The organism is Defluviimonas sp. D31, assembly GCF_033436765.1.
Classification (GTDB): domain Bacteria; phylum Pseudomonadota; class Alphaproteobacteria; order Rhodobacterales; family Rhodobacteraceae; genus Albidovulum.
In genome coordinates, this window is record NZ_JAWQFN010000001.1 from 458,008 (window position 1) to 479,778 (window position 21,771).

Sequence of the window (21,771 nt, forward strand, 5' to 3'; positions counted from 1 at the left end):
CTCCTCTTTCCGGTCGCATCTAGCCGGCTTCCCCGATCCGCCTCAATGCGCTAAAGCTGATCTTCATTATACGCTGGGGTTATGATTCAGATGCGCCTTCCGAGCTTCTCCGGCCTCACCGCCTTCTATGCCGCCGTCCGGCACGGCACGCTGACCGGAGCGGCACGCGAGCTTAACGTCTCGCAGCCCGCGATCAGTCGCCGCATCGCGGCGCTCGAGGCGGATCTCGGCTGTCCGCTCTTCGACCGGACGCACAAGCCCGTTCGGCTTACCGAACAGGGCCGGGAGCTGTCCATCGCGCTGCGGGGCGGTTTCGACATGATCGAGACCGCGACCGACCGCCTCCGCCGTGCGGCGAGCGGCCGGACGGTATCCGTCTCGGCGCCTTCGGGCTTCGTCGCCTACTGGCTGATTCCCCGGCTCGGCGACCTGCAGGCTGCGTTCCCCGAGACGACGATCCGGATCATAAGCCTGGAACATGACGAGCCCGGCCGGCGCGGTGACATCGCGATCCGCTTCGGCGCGCCGGACGCTACCCAGCCCGACGAGGCCAAGATCCTCGGAGAGGATGTCTTCCCGGCCGCGAGCCCGCTTTACCTGAGCCGCGTGCGCCGCCCCGAAACCGTGAAAGAGCTTGGCGGCCACACGCTCCTGAAGACCGAGTCGAGCCGACGCTACTGGTATGACTGGGACAGCTGGTTCGAGGCCGTCGGTGTGCCGCGCCCGGCCGGCACGCGAACCCTCGACTTCAGCGCCTATGCGATGCTGGTCAGCGCGGCACTCGCCGGACAGGGGATCTGCCTGTGCTGGCCCGGCCTGCTCGACAGCTTCCTCGCCACCGGCGCGTTGATCCGGCTGACGGAGGTTTCGGCCAGCTCCGGGCGCGGCTATTTCCTTGCGTTGCGCGAGGGCAAGGCCGCTCCACGCACCGTGCAGGCGGTCGCGGACTGGATCTGCGACCGAGCGACCACCCCGGAGCCGGGACGCGCGTTGACGCTGGCGTCCGCGATTTGATAGGCCTGTCCGGCCCGCCCCCGGGACATCATGCGAGGTCAGACGATGAGCGACGGCGCGCAGCCCTTTCCGGCCCATGCCGTGCACGTTTACGAGGCGCAGGCGCTGCGCGTCAGACGCGGCGTCAATCTTCGTGATCCCATCGCGGAGGCGGCCGCCTGCGAGCCCGGCGACGTCTATCGGCTCGATCCCGCGGCGCGGGCTCTGCGGATGATGCTATGTCCGCCCACGGACCGGCAGCCGCAGGCCGCGATCGCGGAGGGCTCCGCTATCGGCGCGCCGGGCGACCGGGTCGATCTGGTGTCCCTGTTCACGCTGATGACCGAGGACGGCGAGCGGCTGGAACTCCTTTTCGCGCGCCATGCCGCCTCGGGCGCGGGCTTCGCCCTGCCGCTCTCGCCGATCGCGCCCGGCGTCGACTACACGCTTCTGGCCGCGACCGACGACTTCGGCGGCCTTCGGATCGGTGACGTCCTGTGCGTTTCCTTCGGCGCCGGCACGATGGTCACGCTTCCCGACGGCTCCCAGCGTCCGATCGAAACCCTCGCCCCCGGCGACCGGGTGCTGACCCGGGACCACGGGCCGCAGCCGATCCGCTGGATCGGCAGGTCGACTATGCGCGCCAAGGGCGGCTTCGCGCCGGTCGTGATCACCGCCGGCACGCTCGGGAATGCGGGCGATCTCGTGGTCAGCCCGCATCACCGGGTCTTCATCTATCAGCGCGGCGCGAACCGAGTCGGCGGCACCGCCGAGATCCTCGTCCAGGCCAAGCATCTCGTCGACGGAGAGTCCGTGCTGCGCCAGGAAGGCGGGTTCGTCGACTATTACAGCCTCGTCTTCGACCGCCACGAGATCATCTATGCCGAAGGGATCCCGGCGGAAAGCCTCATGGTCAACGAGGCCACGGTCGGCCATCTGCCGCCCGACCTCGCCGAGGAGATCCGCGCCCGTTTTCCCGGCCTGAACCAGACACAGCATTTCGGCACCGAAGCCGGGCGCGAGCTTCTCGACGAGGCTGTGCGGGCCGAGATTCTCGGTCGCCACCGCCAGCTCTGAGCCGCGTCCCGTCTGGCCAGGGAACGGCCGCGGTTGTAGGATAAACACGACCACAGGATCCGTTCTGTCCGACTGGAAGAAGAGGAGATTGCCCGCATGACCCGCCCCTCTCCCGTAGTACCGCCTCGACCAATGGAGGAGCTTCGGCAAGCGCTGCCGAACATCCTCGCAGCGCCGAAAGACGACGGGGAGATCAAGGCGATCGTCATCCGCCCGACGCCGGGCGAGCGGCGGATCGTCGATCAGGCCGAGCTGAGCCTCGCCGGAGGCGTCCACGGCGATCACTGGGCCAAGGGCTGCTGGAAGTCGACCGAGGACGGCCAGCCCCATCCCGACGTCCAGATCTGCATGATGAACGCACGCTGCATGGAGGCGATTGCGGGAGAGCCCGGGAACTGGGCGGCCGCGGGAGACAACCTGTTCATCGACATGGACCTCTCACCCGCCAATCTGCCTCCGGGAACGCGGCTGGCGCTCGGAACCGTCGAGCTTGTCATCACCGACACGCCGCATAACGGCTGTCAGGATTTCATCGACCGCTATGGCCGCGATGCCTGCCTGTTCGTGAACATGGGCGAGGGCAAGACGCTCCGGCTTCGGGGCATCTACGGGCGGGTGACAAAGGACGGCACCGTGAGGCGCGGCGACCGGATGCGCAAGATTGGCTGAGACCAATTGTTCCGGAGGGTCGCCTTCATCCAGAAAACAACGATCCCGACAGCCTGATTTGACGCAGGCCGGTAGCTTGCCAGGTTAGTTAGAATCCGCTTGATCTGTCGCCCCTGCAAGGAGCGACGCCAACAGCTTTGGAGGCGCAGATGTCCGTTTTCCTCGTAACCACTGACCTTTCCGCACGAGGGGACCGCGCTGTGAGGCGCGCCTTCGCGCTGGCCCGGTCGCACAACGCCCGTCTGATCGTGGCCAGTGTCGTCGACGACGACCTGCCGTCGCCGATCGGCGCCGAGCTTGCCGCCGGAGCGGAAAGATCACTCGCGCAGATTGTGGCCGCCGACCCTGATCATGCCGCGGTGGACTATGAGACGCGGGTGCTGCGCGGCGATCCCAGCCTGACCATCGCAACGCTGGCCAGTAGCGAGGCGGTCGATCTGCTGATTATCGGCTCGCACCGTCCGCGCCCGGTGGCCGACATGTTCCGCGACACGACGATGCAGCGGATCCTGCGCCAGGCGTCCTGCCCCGTCCTCCTGGTCCGCAATCCGGTCGGGCAGCCCTATCGCCGTGTCCTCGCCGCGACGGATTTCTCGCCCGCCTCCGCCGCCGCGCTGAGGACGGCATCCGAGATCGCAACCGATGCGCCGATCGTCGCCGTTCATGCGCTCCATGTCCCGTTCAGGGGGCTGATGCCGCAGGACAGCGCCCTGCCCTTCGTCAACGAGGCGCGCGCGGCAGAGGCGGAATGGCGCCGGACCGAACGTCTGCCCGACAGCCTCGGTTCGGTCACCATCACGGAAGGCCCCGCGACCGAAGTAATGGCCGAGGCGCTCGCGAACTCCGGCGCCGACCTGATCGCGGTCGGGGCCCATTCCCGCGCCGGCCTCGCCACGCATCTGCTCGGAAGCTTCGCGACGATGCTGGTCCAGAGCGCGCCGACCGACCTCCTCATCACCCGCGTCGGCTAGCGCCATTGCGGCGGCCTCGCGCCGCCGCTATATCGCGCGCCATGATGGACCAGTCGAACCGCCCCGCCCTTCCCGCCGAGATCGCCCGGCGCCGCACCTTCGCTATCATCTCGCATCCGGATGCGGGCAAGACCACGCTGACCGAGAAATTCCTCCTGTTCGGCGGCGCGATCCAGATGGCCGGGCAGGTCCGCGCCAAGGGCGAGGCGCGGCGCACGCGCTCGGATTTCATGAAGCTCGAGCAGGACCGCGGCATTTCGGTCTCGGCCTCGGCCATGTCGTTCGACTTCGGCCCCTACCGGTTCAATCTCGTCGACACGCCGGGCCACTCGGACTTCTCCGAGGACACTTACCGCACGCTGACCGCCGTCGATGCCGCGATCATGGTGATCGACGGGGCCAAGGGCGTGGAAAGCCAGACGCGGAAACTCTTCGAGGTCTGCCGCCTGCGCGACCTGCCGATCCTGACCTTCTGCAACAAGATGGACCGCGAGGCGCGCGACACGTTCGAGATCATCGACGAGATCCAGGAAAACCTCGCCATCGACGTGACCCCGGCCTCGTGGCCGATCGGCATGGGCCGCGATTTTCTCGGCTGCTACGACATCCTGAACGACCGGCTCGAGCTGATGGACCGCGCCGACCGCAACCGGGTCGCTGAGTCGATCCGGATCGACGGGCTCGACGATCCGAAACTGGCCGAGCACGTTCCCGCCGACCAGCTGAAGAAGCTTCGCGAAGAGCTTGAAATGGCAAAGGAACTTTTGCCGGCCTTCGACCGGAAATCGTTCCTCGAAGGTCATCTGACCCCGATCTGGTTCGGCTCGGCGATCAACTCCTTCGGCGTCAAGGAGTTGATGTCGGGCATCGGCGACTACGGCCCCGAGCCGCAGCCGCAGACCGCCACCGAACGCCAGATCGCGCCCGAGGAGGGCAAGGTCGCGGGCTTCGTCTTCAAGGTGCAGGCCAACATGGACCCCAAGCACCGCGACCGCGTGGCCTTCGTCCGTCTCGCCTCGGGCCATTTCGAGCGCGGCATGAAACTCTTGCATGTGCGTTCCAAGAAGCCGATGGCGGTGTCGAACCCGGTCCTCTTCCTGGCCGCCGACCGTGAACTGGCAGAGGAGGCCTGGGCGGGCGACATCATCGGCATCCCGAACCACGGCCAGCTCCGCATCGGCGACGCGCTGACCGAGGGCGAGGCGCTGCGCTTCACCGGCATCCCGAGCTTCGCGCCCGAGCTTCTGCAGACCGTCCGTGCGGGCGATCCGCTGAAGTCAAAGCACCTCGAAAAGGCGCTGATGCAGTTCGCCGAGGAGGGCGCCGCCAAGGTCTTCAAGCCCGTCATCGGCTCGGGCTTCATCGTCGGCGTCGTTGGCGCGCTGCAGTTCGACGTGCTCGCGAGCCGGATCGAGATCGAATACTCGCTCCCCGTGCGGTTCGAAAGCTCGCCCTTCACCTCCGCGCGCTGGGTCACCGGACCGAAGGCCGACGTGGAGAAATTCGTCAACGCCAACAAGGGCCATATCGCCCATGACCATGACGGCGACATCGTCTATCTGACGCGGCTGCAATGGGACATCGACCGGATCACCCGTGACCACCCGACGCTGAAGCTGTCGGCGACCAAGGAAATGATGATCTGAAGCGGGGGTTTACCCGGCAAAGCGCATCTCGACCCGGACCGTCGAGCCGCGCTCGAGTTCGGCCTGCTGCCGCTTCCGATGGCGGTGGTCCCTGAGCCGCCGCCGCCAGCCGCGCGGCCCGACGAACCCCGCCTCGCGCTCCGCGCCGATGTCGGAGCCGAAAGTGTCCACGTCGTGCAGGACCGGCGCGGGGTTGACAAAACCCGGCTTGAGCAAGCGATATCCGCGCCCCGCCTCCGCGCCGAACAGAAAATGGTCGACCGGAACGCCAAGCCGCGGATAGCGCGTCAGAAGACGCTCCGCCGCCTCGCGCGTCAGAACATAGCCGCAGGTGCCGAGAAAGCTGCTCCGCATCCGGAATAGCCCAGCCTCGCCCTCGACCTGGCCAAGCGCCTCGCCAAGAGGAAACCTGCGGCTTCGCTGCGGACCGGGCCAGAATTCAAGCTTCAGCGCCCCCATCCCGTGCCGCCCCATCAGGCCGGCCAGATCGACGTCGGCGAGCGCGGCGAAGCCCGCCGCCAGCCGCGCATCGTCCTCGAGCACGATCGCGACCTCGGCGTCGCCCCCGGCGATCTCGCCCCAGAGGCACTGGTGGGTAAGCGAGCAGGCCATGTCGCCGAGTGTCGCCGGGAACACCCGCCCGAGCGCTCCGGCGCCAAATGCCGATGCAAGCTGAGCGGGGTCGCTCTCTGCTGCGTCGATCGCCTCGACCCGGCGCCACGAAAGGCCGAGCCCGTCGAGTTCCGCGCCGATCCGCGCCAGCCGATCCGGCCGCCGGGCAAGGTTTATGACATGGATTGGCAGCATCCACCCCGCCCTTTGCCGAAACCATCGCGGCAGCCTAGACCGCCTCCGGGCAAGTTGGAACAGACATTTCATACCATTGGCCAGAACCGGCTCGCGCTGATTGACCTTTCGGCGGCTTTGCAGTAGGGCGATGGTGCCTGCATCCGGCGGGCACTCGCCGGGGCGCCCGGAAGTCGCGTCCCTTCACCCTTGCGGTGCCATACCGCATTCGATGGACGCCAATGACCAAATTCTCCGACCTGAAGCTGGACCCGAAGGTCCTGCAAGCCATTGCCGAAGCCGGCTATGAGACCCCCACCCCGATCCAGGCGGGTGCCATTCCCCACGCGCTCGAAGGCCGAGACGTCCTCGGCATCGCCCAGACGGGGACCGGCAAGACCGCCTCTTTCACGCTGCCGATGATCACGCTTCTCGGCCGCGGCCGGGCAAGGGCGCGGATGCCGCGCAGCCTCGTGCTCGCGCCGACGCGCGAACTGGCCGCCCAGGTCGCCGAGAACTTCGACACCTATTCGAAGCACACCAAGCTCACGAAGGCGCTCCTCATCGGCGGCGTCAGCTTCGCCGAGCAGGACCGGCTCATCGACCGCGGCGTCGACGTCCTGATCGCGACGCCGGGCCGTCTGCTCGACCATTTCGAGCGCGGCAAGCTCCTGCTCACCGGCGTCCAGATCATGGTGGTGGACGAGGCCGACCGGATGCTCGACATGGGCTTCATTCCGGATATCGAGCGGATCTTCCAGCTCACGCCCTTCACCCGCCAGACGCTCTTCTTCTCCGCCACGATGGCGCCCGAGATCGAGCGGATCACCAATACCTTCCTGCACAACCCCGCCAAGATCGAGGTCGCGCGGCAGGCCACGACCTCCGAGACGATCGAGCAGCGGCTGATCGAGCTGACGCCTACCCGCAAGGACCAGTCGGCCAAGCAGAAGCGCGAACTGCTGCGCGCGGTGATCGACTCCGAGGGCGAGGCCTGCACCAACGCGATCCTCTTCTGCAACCGCAAGACCGAGGTCGACATCCTCGCGAAATCGCTGAAGAAATACGGCTACAACGCGGCGCCGATCCACGGCGACCTCGACCAGAGCCAGCGGATGAAGACGCTCGACGGCTTCCGCGACGGAAGCTTGCGCTTTCTCGTCGCCTCCGACGTCGCCGCGCGCGGCCTCGACATTCCTGCCGTCTCCCATGTATTCAACTTCGACGTGCCCTCCCATGCCGAGGACTATGTCCACCGGATCGGCCGCACCGGCCGCGCCGGCCGCAAGGGCGTGGCCGTCACCATCGCCACCCCGGCCGACCAGAAGTATCTGGACGCGATCGAGGCGCTTGTAAAAAAGCCGATCCCGCGCGGCGCGATCCCCGAGGGATTCGAAATCAGCGAGGCCGCGCAGCGCCCCGCGCGCAAGGACGACGACAAGGGCAAGGGTCGTGGCCGCAGCCGTGGCGGCCGCGAGGACCGCAAGCCGCGTCCGGTGAAGCCGCATGGCGAAGAGGCTCCGATGGCGCCGCTAGAGCAGCCGTTGGCTGCCGCCAAGGCCGAGGCAAGGCCGGAGCCCCGGCCCGAGCCGGCGGTTGAACCGCGCCCCGAGCGTGCCGAGCGCCGCGACGATCGCAGGTCCGACCGCAAGGGCAAGGGCGAGGGCCGTGGCCGCCGCGAGGACCGCGACGCGCCGGTGGTCGGCATGGGCGACCATGTGCCCGATTTCCTGATGCGCGGGCTGAAGAGCGAAAAGGCCTGACCCGGCCTCTTCCCCTTGCGGCGGGTCACCTGCGAAGGTGACCGCCGGAAGCCCTACCTCCGATCAAGATGCGCGGGTGCGGCGAGGCGGGACGGATGCGGGATAAAACCTGTCGCCGCCTATTCGGCGACAAGCCGGCTCGTGACGACCGTGACCTCGGGCTTCTTTCCGATCTCCTCAAGCGCAACCTGGCGGACGATGCGCTTGACCGCCTCCTCCAGCTTGTCGTCGTCCCTAAGCACCTTGTCGGCGGCCGAGCTTAGGTACTCGTTCACCTCCGCCTCTATCATCTCGGCGAAGTCGGCGTTACGGCGGGTCCTGTCCGAGAGACCCTTGATCTCGACCCAAGCATCGCCCAGAGGCTCGTCATCCTCGTCGATGATCACGCTCGCCATCACATGGCCGTTCAGCGCCATGCGAATCCGGTCGCGCACCACGCCGTCAAGCGCACCGATCAGCACGCTGCCATCGAGGTAGGTCCGACCGGTTTCGATGTATTCGACCACCTCGGGCTCATCGCCGGTCAGGTCGACGACGGTGCCGTTCACCGCGAGTTCCGCCGCGATTCCCTTCTCGATGGCGATCCGGCAATGCTCCCTCAGATGGCGGTGCTCGCCATGCATCGGCAGCAGGATCTTCGGCCTTAGAAGATCGTGCACCGCCTCGAGGTCGGGCCGGTTGGCATGGCCCGAGACGTGATAGAGCCCGCCGCGGTCGTCGACCACGTCGACCCCCATCTCGGAAAACGCGTTCATCACCCGGATCACGCCACGCTCGTTGCCGGGAATGGTCTTGGAGGAAAAGAGGAACGTGTCCCCCTCTTTCATCTCCAGACCAAGGTACTTGCCGCGCGCCAGCTGCGCCGAGGCCGCGCGCCGCTCGCCCTGGCTGCCGGTGACGATCAGCATCAGTTTGCGGCGCGGCATTTCCGCGGCCTCCTCGGGCGGGATCACCGCCGGGAAATCGGTCAGCACGCCGGTCTCCGCCGCCGCCGTGATCATCTTCTTCATCGCCCGGCCGAGCATGCAGACCGAGCGGCCCGCCGCACGTCCCGCCTCGGCCAGCGTCTTCAACCGCGCCACGTTCGAGGCGAAGGTGGTCGCGACCACCATCCCCTCCTGCGCCGCGATCAGCTCGGACAAGGGCGCGGCCAGCGAGGCCTCAGACCGGCCCGGAAGCGGCGAGAAGACGTTGGTCGAATCGCAGGTCAGCACCTTCACGCCCGCGCCTTCGTTGGCGATCTCGTGCCACTGGTTGGGGTCGAAAGGCTCGCCCACGATGGGCGTTCCGTCGAGCTTGAAATCGCCCGAATGGACGATCCGCCCCGCCGGCGTGTCGATGACGAGTGCCGCACTTTCGGGGATCGAGTGGCTCACCGGCACGAACTGGACCTTGAACGGCCCGGCCTCGACCGTCTCGGGGCGGGGCTTGACGACGCGGATCACGTCAAGCGGGTTGCCCTGCTCCTCCATCTTCAGATTGGCGATGGCGGCGGTGAAGGCACGGGCATAGACCGGGGCCTTGATCTGCGGCCACAGAAGCCCGAGCGCGCCGACATGGTCCTCGTGCGCGTGGGTGATGAAAATCGCCTCGATACGGTCCGCATTCTCGGCGAGCCAAGCGACGTCGGCCATGATCAGGTCGACACCGGGCGAGGTGTCCATGTCCGGGAAGGTCACGCCGAGATCGACGACGATCAGCCGTTCCTTGCCCGCTGGCCCGTAGCCATAGACATAGGCGTTCATGCCGATCTCGCCGGCGCCGCCGAGCGGCAGATAGATCAGGCGGTCTTTGGAGCTCATCCGTTTTCCTTGTTGAATGCGTGGATGACCGTCAGGCCATGCATGGTCAGGTCGTCCTCGACCCAGTCGAAGACGTCGGTGGCCTGCGCGAACAGGGGCGTAAGCCCGCCGGTGCCGATGATCTTCATCGACCGACCGAACTCCGTTCGAATCCGCGCGCATATCCCTTCGACGAGGCCGATATAGCCCCAGAAGACGCCCGACTGCATGCAGGCGACGGTGTTCTTGCCGATCACTGCCTCGGGCATCGAGACATCGACATGCGGCAGCGCCGCCGCGGCCATGTGCAGCGCCTCAAGGCTGAGGTTGACACCCGGAGAGATCACCCCGCCTACATAGGCGCCGTCAGTATCAACCACGTCGAAGGTGGTGGCTGTGCCGAAATCCACGACGACGAGGTCGCCGCCGTGGCGGTCGAAGGCGCCAGCCGCGTTGACCAGGCGGTCGGGGCCGACCTGGGTGCCCTGATCGACCCGGGGCGGCGCCGGCAACATGCAGTCGGGCTTGCCGACGACGAGCGGCCGGCAGCCGAAGTAGCGGTCGCAGAGGACGCGAAGGTTGAACACGACCCGCGGCACCGTCGAGGAGATGATGCAGGCGTCGATGTCGATGGCGATCTTGCGATGCTCCATCAGCGTCGAGAACCAGACGAAATACTGGTCCGCCGTGCGCTGATGCTCGGTCGAGGTCCTGAGCGTACAGAGGAAGGTCGTCCCGTCCCAAACCGAGAAGACGGTGTTGGTATTGCCGCAGTCGATGCAGAGAAGCATGGGAACCTCCTTCCTCAGAAGAACACTTCGGCGGCCGGGATATTGCGTCGCCCCTGCGACGTCGCGATGACAAGCGCGCCGTCCTCGGCGATGGTCTCGAACGTGCCCTCGATGGTTTCGGACGCGGTCCGCGCGGTGATCCTTTGGCCGAGCTTCGCCGCGCGGGCGAGCCAGGCGGTGCGGATCGGTCCGAAGCCGTAGGTGGCAAGTTGGGCCTCCCAGCGGGCGAAGGCGTTGGCGAGATAGGTGAGGAACTCCTCGGGCGCGATCCGGACCCCGGTCTCGCCGAGGACCGAGACCGGCAGCGTCGCCTCGGGCTCGACCGCCTCCTTCGGCGGGGCGGCGACGAGGTTGACGCCGATGCCGACGGCGAGGTGGCTGACATCGGCGCCGCGGCCCGCGCTTTCCAAGAGAATCCCCGCGACCTTGCCGCCGTTCAGGAGCACGTCGTTCGGCCATTTGAGCGACAGCGTCGCACCGGGCCCGCAGACCGTCTCCAGCGCGTCGGCGAGCGCCAGCGCTGCGACGAAGCTTCTGAGCGCGGCCCGTGCCGGATCGCCCGCGGGCCGCATCACCAGCGTGGCGGCAAAGTTGCCCTCGGGGCTGATCCATTCCCGGCCCCTGCGCCCGCGCGCCGCGGTCTGGCGGCGAGCGAGAATCCACGTCGGCTGGGTCAGACCCGGTGCGAGCCGCTGGGCCTCGGAGTTGGTGCTGTCAACCTCGGCGAGGACGTGGCGCGCCACGCCCTCGGGCCAAGCCGAAGGATCGCCCGCCCGCTCAGCGGACAAGAACTTCGGCCGCCAGCGCCGCGGCTCCCTCGATGCCGAAGAGATTGACGACGCCCACGACCATCACGACCGCCGAGCCGACCAGCAGGAGCCACTGCACAGGCACCATGCGGCCGTCGAGCGCGTCGGTCTCGGTGCCGAAATACATGAAGTAGACGATGCGGATGTAGTAGAACGCGCCGATAACCGAGGCGATCGCGCCTGCCACCGCGAGCCAGACCATCCCCGCATTCACCGCCGCCAGCAGCACGCCGTACTTCGCGAAGAACCCGAGCATCGGCGGCACGCCGGCGAGCGAGAACAGCAGCACCAGCATGGCGAGCGCCTTCACCGGCTCCCGCTTGGAGTAGAGGTTAAGCGCGTTGATGTCGGTCACCGGCTGGCCGTCGCGTTCCATCGATAGGATGAAGGCGAAGGTGCCGACGTTCATCGTCACATAGATCGCCATGTAGATCAGCATCGCCTGCACGCCGGCCTCGGTTCCCGAGGCGAGGCCCACCAGCGCGAAGCCCATGTGGGCGATCGAGGAATAGGCCATCAGCCGCTTGATGTTGCGCTGGCCGATCGCCGCGATCGCACCGAGGAACATCGACAGCACAGCCAGGAGCGCGATGACCTGGCTCCAGTCGCCGACGGCCGCGCCGAAAGCGTCATGGACGAGCCGCGCGAAGAGTGCCATCGCCGCGACCTTCGGCGCCGTGGCGAAGAAGGCGGTGACCGGCGTCGGCGAGCCCTCGTAGACATCGGGCGTCCACATGTGGAACGGCACCGCCGAGACCTTGAATGCGAGGCCGGTGATCAGGAAGACGAGGCCGAACAGGAGGCCGATCGAGACCTGGCCGCCCTGGATCGTCTCGATGATGCCGGAAAAGAGCGTCGTGCCGGTGAAGCCGTAAGTCAGCGAGGCGCCGTAAAGGAGAAGCCCCGACGAGAGCGCACCGAGCACGAAATACTTCAAGCCCGCCTCGGTCGACTTCACGCTGTCGCGGCGCAAGCTCGCCACGACATAGAGCGACAGCGACTGCAGCTCGAGCCCCATGTAGAGCGACATGAGATCCCCGGCCGATACCATGACCATCATCCCCGCGACCGCGAAGGCGACGAGAATCGGGAACTCGAACCGGCCGAGCCCGCGGCGCGCCATGTAATCCTGGCTCATCACCAGGACCGCGGCGGCGGCAAGCAGCACCGTGACCTTGGCGAAACGCGCGAAGGCGTCATCGGCGAAGGAGCCGCCGAAGGCCATCGTGTCGGACGGCGCTGACAGCCCGATCCAGGCGGCGATCGCGACGAAGATCGCGGCGGTGGTCCAGGTCAGGAGCCCGGTCAATTCGTCCTTGCCGGTGTAGACCGCGCCAATCAGCGCGGCCATGCCGTAGACGATCAGCACCACTTCGGGAAGGACGGCGGAGAAATCTGAAGCGATCATCGCGGTTATCCTCAGTGGCTGGCCAGCTGCACCGCCGCGTCGGCGGGGATGGCGGCATGGTAGTCGGAGACGAGCGCCGCGACCGACGGCCCGATCATGTCGGTCACAAGGCTCGGATAGACGCCGAGGATCAGCGTCATCGCGACCAGGGGCGCGAAGATCGCCTTCTCTCGGCGGGTCATGTCGGTGATCGTGCGCAGGCCCTCCTTGATCAGGTCGCCGAACACCACCCGGCGATAGAGCCATAGCGCATAGGCCGCCGACAGGATCACCCCAGAGGTCGCGATCGCTGCAACCCAGGTGTTGACCTGGAAGATGCCCATCAGCGTCAGGAACTCGCCGACGAAGCCGGAGGTCCCCGGCAGGCCGACATTGGCGAGCGTGAAGAACATGAAGATCAGCGCATAGGCCGGCATCCGGTTCACGAGCCCGCCATAGGCGTCGATCTCACGCGTGTGCATCCGGTCGTAGATCACGCCGACGCAAAGGAAGAGCGCGCCCGAGATGAAGCCGTGGCTCAGCATCTGGAAGATGGCGCCGTCGATCCCCTGCTGGTTCGCGGCGAAGATGCCCATGGTTACGTAGCCCATGTGCGCGACGGACGAATAGGCGATCAGCTTCTTCATGTCCGACTGCGCCAGCGCCACGAGCGAGGTGTAAACGATCGCGATGGCCGACATCCAGAAGATGAGACCGGCGAGAAGGTCCGAGGCGATCGGGAACATCGGCAAGCTGAAGCGCAGGAAGCCGTAGCCGCCCATCTTCAGAAGGATCGCCGCCAGCACGACCGAGCCCGCGGTCGGCGCCTGGACGTGGGCGTCCGGCAGCCAGGTATGGACCGGCCACATCGGCATTTTCACCGCGAAGGATGCGAAGAAGGCGAGCCACAGCAGCGTCTGCATGCCGCCGACGATGCGGAAACCAAGCACGTTCAGCGTCTCGGAGGCGAACGTGTGCGTCAGCAGCGTCGGGATGTCGGTCGTGCCCGCATCGACATACATCGCGATCATCGCGACCAGCATCAAGACTGAGCCGAGGAAGGTGTAGAGGAAGAACTTGAAGGCCGCGTAGATCCGGTCCTTGCCGCCCCAGATGCCGATGATGAGGAACATCGGGATGAGGCCAGCCTCGAAGAAGAGATAGAAGAGCACGAGGTCGAGCGCCACGAAGACGCCGATCATCAGACCTTCGAGGACGAGGAAGGCGACCATGTATTCCTTTACCCGGGTCTCGACCTCCCAGCACGACAGGATCGTGATCGGCATCAGGAACGTTGTCAGCAGCACGAACAGGATCGAGATCCCGTCGACGCCGACCTTGTACTTGAACCCCATGATCCATTCCCGCTCTTCCACGAACTGGAAGCCGGTGTCATTCGGGTTGAAGCCCGAGATGAGGAAGAGCGAGACGAGGAACGTCACCGTGGTCGCAAGCAGCGCCACCCATTTGGCGTTCTTGCGCGCCGCGGCGTCGTCGCCCTTGAGGAATACCGCCAGGATCGCAGCGGCGATCAGGGGCACGAAAGTGATGATGGAAAGCAGGTTTTCCATTAGTGCGCGCCCCCCGCGAGCGTCATCCAGGTGATCAGAAGTGCGATGCCGATGACCATCGCGAAGGCGTAGTGGAAGAGATAGCCCGACTGCGCCCGGTTCACGATCCGCGTGAGGCGCGGGATGAAGCCCATCGCGACGCCGTTGATCGTGCCGTCGATGACATTGCCGTCACCGCGCTTCCACAGGAACGTGCCGAGCCGCTTCGCCGGGTTCACGAAGATCGCGTCGAAGATCTCGTCGAAGTACCACTTGTTGAGCAGGAACCGGTAGAGGATCGGCTGCTGCGCCGCGAGGCGGCCGGGGATCGAGGGATCCTTGATGTAGAAGACCCAGGCGGTGACGAGCCCGATCAGCATCGCCAAGAAGGGCGAGACCTTGACCCAGGCCGGCGAGTGGTGCGCCTCGTCGAGGACCATGTTCGAGGCCTCGGACATATAGATCGCCCCTTCCGGCGCATGGCCGGCAGCCGCGACGTCGTGGCCCCCCTCTGCCGGCGCCTCGGCCGTGGCCGCGGCCTCGCCGTGGCCCTCGGTCGCAGTTGCCTCGGCGGTAGCCGCCGCCTCGCCATGGCCTTCGGTTGCCGAGGCTTCGGCCGTCGCCGCCTCGCCATGGCCGGCTTCGGCGCCGGCTTCGGCATGGGCGGGCATCGCGAAGAACGTGACCATCCGATCGTGATCGCCGAAGAACGGCTTGTACCAGAGCATGCCCGCGAAGATCGCGCCGAGCGCCAGCACACCGAGGGGCGCCACCATGGTCATCGGGCTTTCGTGGGCGTGGTCATGGGCATGGTGATCGCCGCGCGCCTCGCCGTAGAAGGTCATGAAGATGAGCCGCCAAGAGTAGAACGAAGTGAAGAGCGCGGCGATGACGAGCGCCCAGAAGGCGAAGCCGTTTCCAGAGGCAAACGCGCTCTCGATGATCGCGTCCTTCGACAGGAAGCCCGCGAAGCCGATCGAGGTGAGCGGGATGCCGACGCCGGTGATGGCGAGCGTGCCGATCATCATCGCCCAGTAGGTATAGGGGATCTTCTTGCGAAGGTTGCCATAGTTCCGCATGTCCTGCTCGTGATGCATCGCGTGGATGACCGAACCGGCACCGAGGAACAGCATCGCCTTGAAGAAGGCATGCGTGAAGAGGTGGAACATCGCCGCACCGTAGACGCCGGCGCCCGCGGCCACGAACATGTAGCCGAGCTGCGAACAGGTCGAATAGGCGATGACGCGCTTGATGTCGTTCTGGACGAGACCAACGGTCGCCGCGAAGAACGCCGTCGCCGCGCCGACATACATCACGAAGGACTTGGCCTCCGGCGCGTATTCAAAGAGGGGCGACATGCGGCAGACGAGGAACACGCCCGCCGTCACCATGGTCGCGGCGTGGATGAGCGCGGAGACCGGGGTCGGTCCTTCCATCGCGTCTGGCAGCCATGTGTGAAGGAAGAGCTGTGCCGACTTGCCCATGGCACCGACGAAGAGGAGGAAGGCGAGGAGGTTCGCGGCGTTCCACTCGGTCCAGAGGAAGGTGAGCTGCGTCTCGGCCAGCGTGGGCGCGGCGGCGAAGACATCATCCATGTTGATGCTGTCGACGAGGTAGAACAGCCCGAAGATGCCGAGCGCGAAGCCGAAGTCACCCACACGGTTGACCACGAATGCCTTGATCGCGGCGGCGTTGGCGGAGGCCTTGCGGTAGTAGAAGCCGATCAGCAGGTAGGAGGCAACGCCCACGCCCTCCCAGCCGAAGAACATCTGGACGAGGTTGTCGGACGTCACGAGCGCGAGCATCGAGAAGGTGAAGAACGAGAGATAGGCGAAGAAGCGCGGCTTGTAGACCTCGCCCTCGCGCCAGTTCTCGTCATGCGCCATGTAGCCCCAGGAATAGAGATGGACGAGCGCCGAGACCGTCGTCACCACGATCAGCATGATCGCGGTCAACCGGTCGAGCCTGATCGACCAGGACGTGTCGAGCGAGCCCGAACGGATGAAGTCCAGCACATGGATGTGGCTCGTCGTGCCATCGAACGTGAAGAACACGATCCAGGAGAGAAGACAGGCGAGGAACAGGAGTCCCGTCGTCACCACCATCGCGCCGGTCTCGCCGATCACGCGCCAGCCGAAGCCGCCGATGATCGCGCCAACAAGGGGGGCAAAGAGGATGATCGTTTCCATTTGCCGTTACCCTTTCATCACGTTGACGTCTTCGACGTCGATGGTGCCGCGGTTGCGGTGGAAGCAGACGAGGATCGCGAGCCCGATCGCGGCCTCTGCGGCGGCGACGGTCAGGACGAACATCGTAAAGACCTGGCCCACGAGGTCATGGAGGAACGACGAGAAGGCGACGAAGTTGATGTTGACCGCGAGCAGCATCAGCTCGATCGACATCAGGATGACGATCACGTTCTTCCGGTTGAGGAAGATGCCGAAGATGCCAATCACGAACAAAGCGGCGGCAACGCCGAGGTAGTGAGTGAGACCGATCATTTCATTGCCCCCGTCCGATTACGATTTTTCGGCGAAAAATCGAGCAAATTTTCGCAGAAAATTTGTGTCACAGCCCCTGCCCCGGCTTCACGTCCTTGAGTTCCATCGCCTTGGAAGGATCGCGCCACATCTGCTGAAGCACGTTCTGCCGCTTGACGTCCTTGCGGTGCCGCAGCGTCAGCACGATCGCCCCGATCATCGCCACGAGGAGGATCACCCCGGCGAGCTGGAAAAGGAGGATATACTTGTCGTAGATCAGGATCCCGAGCGCGGCCGTGTTCTGCACACCTTCGGGCGTCGCCGCGCCGCGCATGGCCTCGGCCGTCTCGGCCGTTTCCCAGGCGCCGAAGGCGATTCCGAGCTGCATCAGGATGACCACGCCGATGAGAAGCCCCAGCGGCATGTAGCGCGCCATCTCGCCCTTCAGCTCGGCGAAGTCGACGTCGAGCATCATCACCACGAAGAGGAACAGCACCGCGACCGCGCCAACATAGACGATGATCAGCAGCATCGCCACGAACTCCGCGCCCAGAAGCACGAAGAGTCCCGCCGAGGACAGGAAGGCGAGGATCAGCCACAGCACCGAATGGACCGGGTTGCGCGCCAGCACAACCATGAGGCCCGCCGCGACCGCCGTGATGGCGAAGAGGTAGAAGGCGAAGACCAGAACGCTCATGCGTCATCTCCCATCTCGTCGAAGACCCGCTGCGCGATCTCCAGCGCGCGGCTCATGGCGGGCACGCCGCCGAACATGCTCATCTGGTAGATCACTTCCGCGATCTCCCGCTTCGTCGCCCCGGCCTCAAGCGCGTGGCGTATCGTCAGCTTCATCTGCGGCTCGGCCTGCGCGCCAAGGACCGTGAGCGCCGCCACGGTGACCAGGAGCCGCGTCCGGGCGTCGAGCCCCTCGCGGTTGAAGGTCTTGCCGAACCACATTTCCATCATGTCCTTCGACATGGTGGGGAAGAGCTTGTCGAAATCGGCACCCTTGAAATTCTCCAGCGCCGGATTGAGGGTGCGGGCCATTTCCTGGCCCTGCTCCATCATCTGCTGGAATAGCTTTCCGAAGGCGTCGGTCATCTGTAGGGCGCGTCCAGTTCGAGGTTGCGGGCGATCTCGGCTTCCCAGCGGTCTCCGTTGGAGAGGAGTTTCGCCTTGTCGTAGAACAGCTCCTCGCGCGTCTCGGTGGCGAACTCGAAGTTCGGCCCCTCGACGATGGCATCGACCGGGCAGGCCTCCTGGCAGAAGCCGCAATAGATGCACTTCGTCATGTCGATATCGTAGCGCGTGGTGCGGCGCGATCCGTCCTCGCGCGGTTCGGCATCGATCGTGATCGCCTGCGCCGGGCAGATCGCCTCGCAGAGCTTGCAGGCGATGCAGCGTTCCTCGCCGTTCGGATAGCGCCGGAGCGCATGTTCGCCGCGGAAGCGGGGCGAGAGCGGCCCCTTCTCGTGCGGATAGTTCAGCGTCGCCTTCGGCGCGAAGAAATACTTCAGACCGAGCCCGAAGCCCTTGATGAAATCGGCGAGCAGGAAGTACTTCGCCGCGCGGTTGTAGTCGATATTCGCCATATCAGCCCCCAATCGCCCAGCGGGCCCAGAAGCCGCCCAGCACTTCGAATTTCGCGAGGAACGAGACGATCACCACCCAGCCGATCGACAGCGGCAGGAACACCTTCCAGCCGATCCGCATGAGCTGGTCGTAGCGGTAGCGCGGGACGATCGCCTTCACCATCGCGAACATGAAGAAGAAGACCCACATCTTGGCGACCATCCACCACCAGCCGTCCGGCAGGAACGGAATGGGCGAGAGCCAGCCGCCGAAGAAGAGAAGCGAGATCAGCGCGCACATCAGGAAGATTGCGATGTATTCGCCGGCCATGAAGAGAAGGTAGGGCGTCGAGGAATACTCGACCATGAAGCCCGCGACGAGTTCCGATTCCGCTTCCGGCAGGTCGAAGGGCGGGCGGTTGGTCTCGGCGAGCGCCGAGACGAAGAACAGCACCACCATCGGCAGATGCGGCAACCAGTACCAGTTGAAAAGCCCGAGGTTGCCGTCCTGCGCGGCGACGATCGCCGAGAAGTTCATGCTGCCGGTCGAGATGATCACGCCGATGATGATGAGGCCGAGCGAGACCTCGTAGGAGATCATCTGCGCGGCCGAGCGGAGGCTCCCCAAGAACGGGTATTTCGAGTTCGACGCCCAGCCGCCCATGATCACGCCATAGACCTCGAGCGACGAGACCGCGAAGACGAAGAGGATCGCGACGTTGATGTCGGCGAGCACCCAACCCGGATGGAACGGGATCACCGCCCAGGCGAGGACCGCGAGCACGAATGAGAGCATCGGGGCGAGGAAGAAGACGAACTTGTCGGACCCGGCCGGGACGACGATCTCCTTGACCACGTACTTCAGCGCGTCGGCCACCGATTGCAAGAGGCCGAAGGCGCCGACGACGTTCGGTCCCTTGCGCATCTGCACTGCCGCCCAGATCTTCCGGTCGCCATAGACGAGGAAAAGCAGCGAGAGCATGACGAAGGCGATGATGCCCAAGCCCTGCACCGCGATCAGCAGGAACGTGCCCAGTGGTGTTGCCAGAAATTCCGCCATTCTTTGTTCCTCAGCCCGTCCGATCTAGACCGTTGGTATGCCGCGTTCGGCGCAGTCGGCCACCTTCGCTTTGGCGTCGATGGTCATCAGCCCCCGGGGCAGCGTCGGCGTGATGCTGTAAACAGCATCCGCGCTCCAAACACCACCCTCTTCCTTCACTTTCGTGCGCACCCGGCGCGCGAATCCGTCGTTCTTTTCCGTCGCGTAGCCAGCGACGACGCAGTCGACATAGGCCTCCAGATCCGCCTTGTCCCGCGCTCCCCGCATGGACACGGCGAAGCCGTAGAGATCCTCGCCGAGCGCCGCCGGTTCGGAGCCGAGATACACTGGCCCCTCGGCTGCCGTCCCCACGCAGGCGGACAGGCCGGCAAGACCGCCGGCCAGAAACGCCAGTTGGGGCAGCGGGTGCGTCATGATCACTCCGCCGCCATCGGCCGGTCAGCCCGCGCCTTGGCCATCGCCGAGAGCTCGGCCATGACCTCGGAGGCGCGCGCGATCGGGTTTGTCAGGTAGAAGTCCTTGACCGCGGTCAGGAACTCCGCCTTGCCCGGTGCACGGAGCTCGAGCGGCTGCCATTCGTTCTCGGCCACCTCGTCGATCGCGCCCAGATGCGGATGAGCCTCGACCAGTGCGCGGCGGAGCCCCGCGAGCGTGTCCCAGGGCAGGACCGCGCCAAGCTCGGCTGAGAGCGCGCGCAGGATCGCCCAGTTCTCCTTCGCCTCGCCGGGGCCGAAGCCCGCGCGCATCGCGAGCTGGGGCCGTCCCTCGGTGTTGACGAAAAGCCCGTTCTCTTCCGTGTAGGCCGCAGCGGGAAGGATGATGTCGGCGCGGTGCGCGCCGCGGTCGCCGTGGCTGCCCTGGTAGATCACCGTGGCACCCTTGGCGATCTCCACCTCGTCGGCGCCGAGATTGTAGATGACTTCCGCGCCCTCTAGGGCCGCGGCAAGCCCGCCCTCGGTCACCGCACCCACGTCCATCGCGCCGACGCGGGACGCGGCGGTGTGCAGGACGAGGAGCTTCGACTTGGTCGCCTCGGCGAGCTTCATTGCATGGGCGAGCACCGCCTCGCCATCGGCCTCGCGGATCGCGCCCTGGCCGACGATGATGACGGAGGGCTGTTCCAGAACCTCGCCGAACTTGTGGTCGAGCAGCGAGACGAGCGCCGCCCGGTCGGTGCCGACATGGGCGTAGTCATAGGTCAGGTCCGCGACCGCGCCGACGAGGCCGACCTTGGCGCCGTTGATCCAGGCCTTGCGGATACGGGCGTTCAGCACCGGCGCCTCGACGCGCGGGTCGGTCCCGATGAGCTGGATGAACTTCGCGCCGTCGATGTCCTCGATCTTCGCGGTGCCGACATAGGCCGCGCGGTTGCCGGCGGGCAGACGCGCGCCGTCGGTGCGGCATTCGACCGTGCCGCCCAGCCCCTCGACGATGGACTTGAGCGAGTACGCCGCCTCGACCGGGGCGAGATCGCCCACGAGGCCCACGACCTTCCTGCCCTTCATCGCGGCGGCGGCGGCGGCAAGCGCCTCGCCCCACGACGCCTTTCGCAGCTTGCCGTTCTCGCGGACATAGGGCGTGTCGAGCCGCTGGCGACGCAGGCCGTCCCAGACGAAGCGGGTCTTGTCGGAGATCCACTCCTCGTTCACGCCGTCATGGTTGCGCGGCAGGATGCGCTTCACTTCGCGGCCCTTGGTGTCGACCCGGATCGACGAGCCAAGCGCGTCCATCACGTCGATCGTCTCGGTCTTGGTCAGCTCCCACGGACGCGCGGTGAAGGCATAGGGCTTCGAGGTCAGGGCACCCACTGGGCAGAGGTCGATGATGTTGCCCTGAAGGTTCGAATCGAGGGTGGTGTTGAGATACGAGGTGATCTCGGAATCCTCGCCGCGCCCGGTCTGGCCCATCTGAGTGATGCCCGCGACCTCGGTGGTGAAGCGCACGCAGCGGGTGCAGGAGATGCAGCGGGTCATCGTGGTGGCGACGAGCGGCCCGAGATCGAGATCCTCCGAGGCCCGCTTCGGCTCGCGATAGCGCGAGAAGTCCACGCCGTAAGCCATTGCCTGGTCTTGCAGATCGCATTCCCCGCCCTGGTCGCAGATCGGGCAGTCGAGCGGGTGGTTGATCAGGAGGAACTCCATCACTCCCTCGCGGGCCTTCTTGACCATCGGCGAGTTGGTCTTGATCACCGAGGGTTCGCCGTTCGGCCCCGGCCGCAGGTCCTTGACCTGCATCGCGCAGGAGGCGGCGGGCTTCGGCGGGCCGCCGACCACTTCCACAAGGCACATCCGGCAGTTGCCTGCGATGGAGAGACGCTCGTGGTAGCAGAAGCGCGGGATCTCGACCCCAGCCTCCTCGCAGGCCTGGATCAGCGTCATCGAGGGATCCACCTCGACCTCGATATCGTCGATGATGATCTTGCGGAGGTTGGACATCG

Annotated in this window: 20 protein-coding genes; 6 read left to right on the plus strand and 14 right to left on the minus strand. The window is 65.9% G+C overall.

What is annotated here, in order from left to right:
• The first annotated feature begins 81 nt into the window (after positions 1-81).
• From R5H32_RS02220 to R5H32_RS02240, 5 genes are all read left to right on the plus strand, one after another.
• Positions 82-1,014: a LysR substrate-binding domain-containing protein gene (locus tag R5H32_RS02220; RefSeq protein WP_318337049.1), complete on the plus strand. Its 933-nt coding sequence runs from the start codon at positions 82-84 to the stop codon at positions 1,012-1,014.
• Positions 1,015-1,044: 30 nt separating this feature from the next.
• Positions 1,045-2,070 (plus strand): Hint domain-containing protein, encoded by a 1,026-nt coding sequence (locus R5H32_RS02225; RefSeq protein WP_318337050.1) that lies wholly within the window; start codon positions 1,045-1,047, stop codon positions 2,068-2,070.
• 132 nt (positions 2,071-2,202) lie between these two features.
• Positions 2,203-2,739 (plus strand): MOSC domain-containing protein, encoded by a 537-nt coding sequence (locus R5H32_RS02230; protein ID WP_318337051.1) that lies wholly within the window; start codon positions 2,203-2,205, stop codon positions 2,737-2,739.
• Positions 2,740-2,888: 149 nt separating this feature from the next.
• Positions 2,889-3,710, plus strand: coding sequence for a universal stress protein (locus R5H32_RS02235; RefSeq protein ID WP_318337052.1), 822 nt, complete (start codon positions 2,889-2,891; stop codon positions 3,708-3,710).
• 41 nt (positions 3,711-3,751) lie between these two features.
• Positions 3,752-5,356, plus strand: a complete 1,605-nt coding sequence (locus tag R5H32_RS02240) for a peptide chain release factor 3 (protein ID WP_318337053.1) — start codon at positions 3,752-3,754, stop codon at positions 5,354-5,356.
• A gap of 9 nt (positions 5,357-5,365) precedes the next feature.
• On the opposite strand, the gene R5H32_RS02245 is transcribed toward R5H32_RS02240, so the two are convergent.
• Positions 5,366-6,163, minus strand: a complete 798-nt coding sequence (locus tag R5H32_RS02245; RefSeq protein ID WP_318337054.1) for a glycosyltransferase family 25 protein — start codon at positions 6,161-6,163, stop codon at positions 5,366-5,368.
• A gap of 221 nt (positions 6,164-6,384) precedes the next feature.
• Between R5H32_RS02245 and R5H32_RS02250 the strand changes: the two genes are divergently transcribed.
• Complete coding sequence (locus R5H32_RS02250; protein WP_318337055.1) at positions 6,385-7,905, plus strand: DEAD/DEAH box helicase; 1,521 nt, start codon at positions 6,385-6,387, stop codon at positions 7,903-7,905.
• Positions 7,906-8,024: 119 nt separating this feature from the next.
• Here the strand turns inward: R5H32_RS02250 and R5H32_RS02255 are convergent, their stop codons facing one another.
• From R5H32_RS02255 to nuoG, 13 genes are all read right to left on the minus strand, one after another.
• Positions 8,025-9,707 carry a ribonuclease J gene (locus tag R5H32_RS02255; RefSeq protein ID WP_318337056.1) on the minus strand — a complete coding sequence of 561 codons (1,683 nt, stop codon included), beginning with the start codon at positions 9,705-9,707 and terminating at the stop codon, positions 8,025-8,027.
• Positions 9,704-10,477, minus strand: a complete 774-nt coding sequence (locus tag R5H32_RS02260; protein WP_318337057.1) for a type III pantothenate kinase — start codon at positions 10,475-10,477, stop codon at positions 9,704-9,706. The genes R5H32_RS02255 and R5H32_RS02260 overlap by 4 nt, the downstream gene beginning before the upstream one ends.
• Before the next feature lie 14 nt (positions 10,478-10,491).
• Positions 10,492-11,265, minus strand: coding sequence for a biotin--[acetyl-CoA-carboxylase] ligase (locus R5H32_RS02265; RefSeq protein WP_318337058.1), 774 nt, complete (start codon positions 11,263-11,265; stop codon positions 10,492-10,494).
• Entirely contained in the window at positions 11,255-12,694 is a 1,440-nt protein-coding gene (gene nuoN, locus R5H32_RS02270; RefSeq protein WP_318337059.1) for an NADH-quinone oxidoreductase subunit NuoN, read from the minus strand. The genes R5H32_RS02265 and nuoN overlap by 11 nt, the downstream gene beginning before the upstream one ends.
• 11 nt (positions 12,695-12,705) lie before the next feature.
• Entirely contained in the window at positions 12,706-14,244 is a 1,539-nt protein-coding gene (locus tag R5H32_RS02275; RefSeq protein ID WP_318337060.1) for an NADH-quinone oxidoreductase subunit M, read from the minus strand.
• Complete coding sequence (nuoL, locus tag R5H32_RS02280) at positions 14,244-16,412, minus strand: NADH-quinone oxidoreductase subunit L (RefSeq protein WP_318337061.1); 2,169 nt, start codon at positions 16,410-16,412, stop codon at positions 14,244-14,246. The genes R5H32_RS02275 and nuoL overlap by 1 nt, the downstream gene beginning before the upstream one ends.
• Positions 16,413-16,418: 6 nt before the next feature.
• Positions 16,419-16,724 (minus strand): NADH-quinone oxidoreductase subunit NuoK, encoded by a 306-nt coding sequence (gene nuoK, locus R5H32_RS02285; protein ID WP_318337062.1) that lies wholly within the window; start codon positions 16,722-16,724, stop codon positions 16,419-16,421.
• Positions 16,725-16,791: 67 nt separating this feature from the next.
• Positions 16,792-17,400, minus strand: a complete 609-nt coding sequence (locus R5H32_RS02290) for an NADH-quinone oxidoreductase subunit J (protein ID WP_318337063.1) — start codon at positions 17,398-17,400, stop codon at positions 16,792-16,794.
• Positions 17,397-17,804, minus strand: a complete 408-nt coding sequence (locus R5H32_RS02295) for a carboxymuconolactone decarboxylase family protein (protein WP_318337064.1) — start codon at positions 17,802-17,804, stop codon at positions 17,397-17,399. The genes R5H32_RS02290 and R5H32_RS02295 overlap by 4 nt, the downstream gene beginning before the upstream one ends.
• Positions 17,801-18,295, minus strand: a complete 495-nt coding sequence (gene nuoI / locus R5H32_RS02300) for an NADH-quinone oxidoreductase subunit NuoI (protein ID WP_318337065.1) — start codon at positions 18,293-18,295, stop codon at positions 17,801-17,803. The genes R5H32_RS02295 and nuoI overlap by 4 nt, the downstream gene beginning before the upstream one ends.
• A gap of 1 nt (position 18,296) precedes the next feature.
• The gene (gene nuoH, locus R5H32_RS02305; protein WP_263333371.1) at positions 18,297-19,334 is read right to left on the minus strand and encodes an NADH-quinone oxidoreductase subunit NuoH; all 1,038 of its coding nucleotides are present in this window, start codon (positions 19,332-19,334) and stop codon (positions 18,297-18,299) included.
• A gap of 24 nt (positions 19,335-19,358) precedes the next feature.
• Positions 19,359-19,748 carry a hypothetical protein gene (locus R5H32_RS02310; protein WP_318337066.1) on the minus strand — a complete coding sequence of 130 codons (390 nt, stop codon included), beginning with the start codon at positions 19,746-19,748 and terminating at the stop codon, positions 19,359-19,361.
• Positions 19,749-19,750: 2 nt separating this feature from the next.
• Positions 19,751-21,769: an NADH-quinone oxidoreductase subunit NuoG gene (gene nuoG / locus R5H32_RS02315; RefSeq protein ID WP_318337067.1), complete on the minus strand. Its 2,019-nt coding sequence runs from the start codon at positions 21,767-21,769 to the stop codon at positions 19,751-19,753.
• Positions 21,770-21,771 lie beyond the last annotated feature (2 nt).

Bases quoted from the DNA above. Each gene is read 5' to 3' on its own strand.
- R5H32_RS02220 (WP_318337049.1), top strand. From the start codon at position 82: ATGATTCAGATGCGCCTTCCGAGCTTCTCCGGCCTCACCGCCTTCTAT.
- R5H32_RS02225 (WP_318337050.1), top strand. From the start codon at position 1,045: ATGCGAGGTCAGACGATGAGCGACGGCGCGCAGCCCTTTCCGGCCCAT.
- R5H32_RS02230 (WP_318337051.1), top strand. From the start codon at position 2,203: ATGGAGGAGCTTCGGCAAGCGCTGCCGAACATCCTCGCAGCGCCGAAA.
- R5H32_RS02235 (WP_318337052.1), top strand. From the start codon at position 2,889: ATGTCCGTTTTCCTCGTAACCACTGACCTTTCCGCACGAGGGGACCGC.
- R5H32_RS02240 (WP_318337053.1), top strand. From the start codon at position 3,752: ATGATGGACCAGTCGAACCGCCCCGCCCTTCCCGCCGAGATCGCCCGG.
- R5H32_RS02245 (WP_318337054.1), bottom strand. From the start codon at position 6,163: ATGCTGCCAATCCATGTCATAAACCTTGCCCGGCGGCCGGATCGGCTG.
- R5H32_RS02250 (WP_318337055.1), top strand. From the start codon at position 6,385: ATGACCAAATTCTCCGACCTGAAGCTGGACCCGAAGGTCCTGCAAGCC.
- R5H32_RS02255 (WP_318337056.1), bottom strand. From the start codon at position 9,707: ATGAGCTCCAAAGACCGCCTGATCTATCTGCCGCTCGGCGGCGCCGGC.
- R5H32_RS02260 (WP_318337057.1), bottom strand. From the start codon at position 10,477: ATGCTTCTCTGCATCGACTGCGGCAATACCAACACCGTCTTCTCGGTT.
- nuoN (WP_318337059.1), bottom strand. From the start codon at position 12,694: ATGATCGCTTCAGATTTCTCCGCCGTCCTTCCCGAAGTGGTGCTGATC.
- R5H32_RS02275 (WP_318337060.1), bottom strand. From the start codon at position 14,244: ATGGAAAACCTGCTTTCCATCATCACTTTCGTGCCCCTGATCGCCGCT.
- nuoL (WP_318337061.1), bottom strand. From the start codon at position 16,412: ATGGAAACGATCATCCTCTTTGCCCCCCTTGTTGGCGCGATCATCGGC.
- nuoK (WP_318337062.1), bottom strand. From the start codon at position 16,724: ATGATCGGTCTCACTCACTACCTCGGCGTTGCCGCCGCTTTGTTCGTG.
- R5H32_RS02290 (WP_318337063.1), bottom strand. From the start codon at position 17,400: ATGAGCGTTCTGGTCTTCGCCTTCTACCTCTTCGCCATCACGGCGGTC.
- R5H32_RS02295 (WP_318337064.1), bottom strand. From the start codon at position 17,804: ATGACCGACGCCTTCGGAAAGCTATTCCAGCAGATGATGGAGCAGGGC.
- nuoI (WP_318337065.1), bottom strand. From the start codon at position 18,295: ATGGCGAATATCGACTACAACCGCGCGGCGAAGTACTTCCTGCTCGCC.
- nuoH (WP_263333371.1), bottom strand. From the start codon at position 19,334: ATGGCGGAATTTCTGGCAACACCACTGGGCACGTTCCTGCTGATCGCG.
- R5H32_RS02310 (WP_318337066.1), bottom strand. From the start codon at position 19,748: ATGACGCACCCGCTGCCCCAACTGGCGTTTCTGGCCGGCGGTCTTGCC.
- nuoG (WP_318337067.1), bottom strand. From the start codon at position 21,769: ATGTCCAACCTCCGCAAGATCATCATCGACGATATCGAGGTCGAGGTG.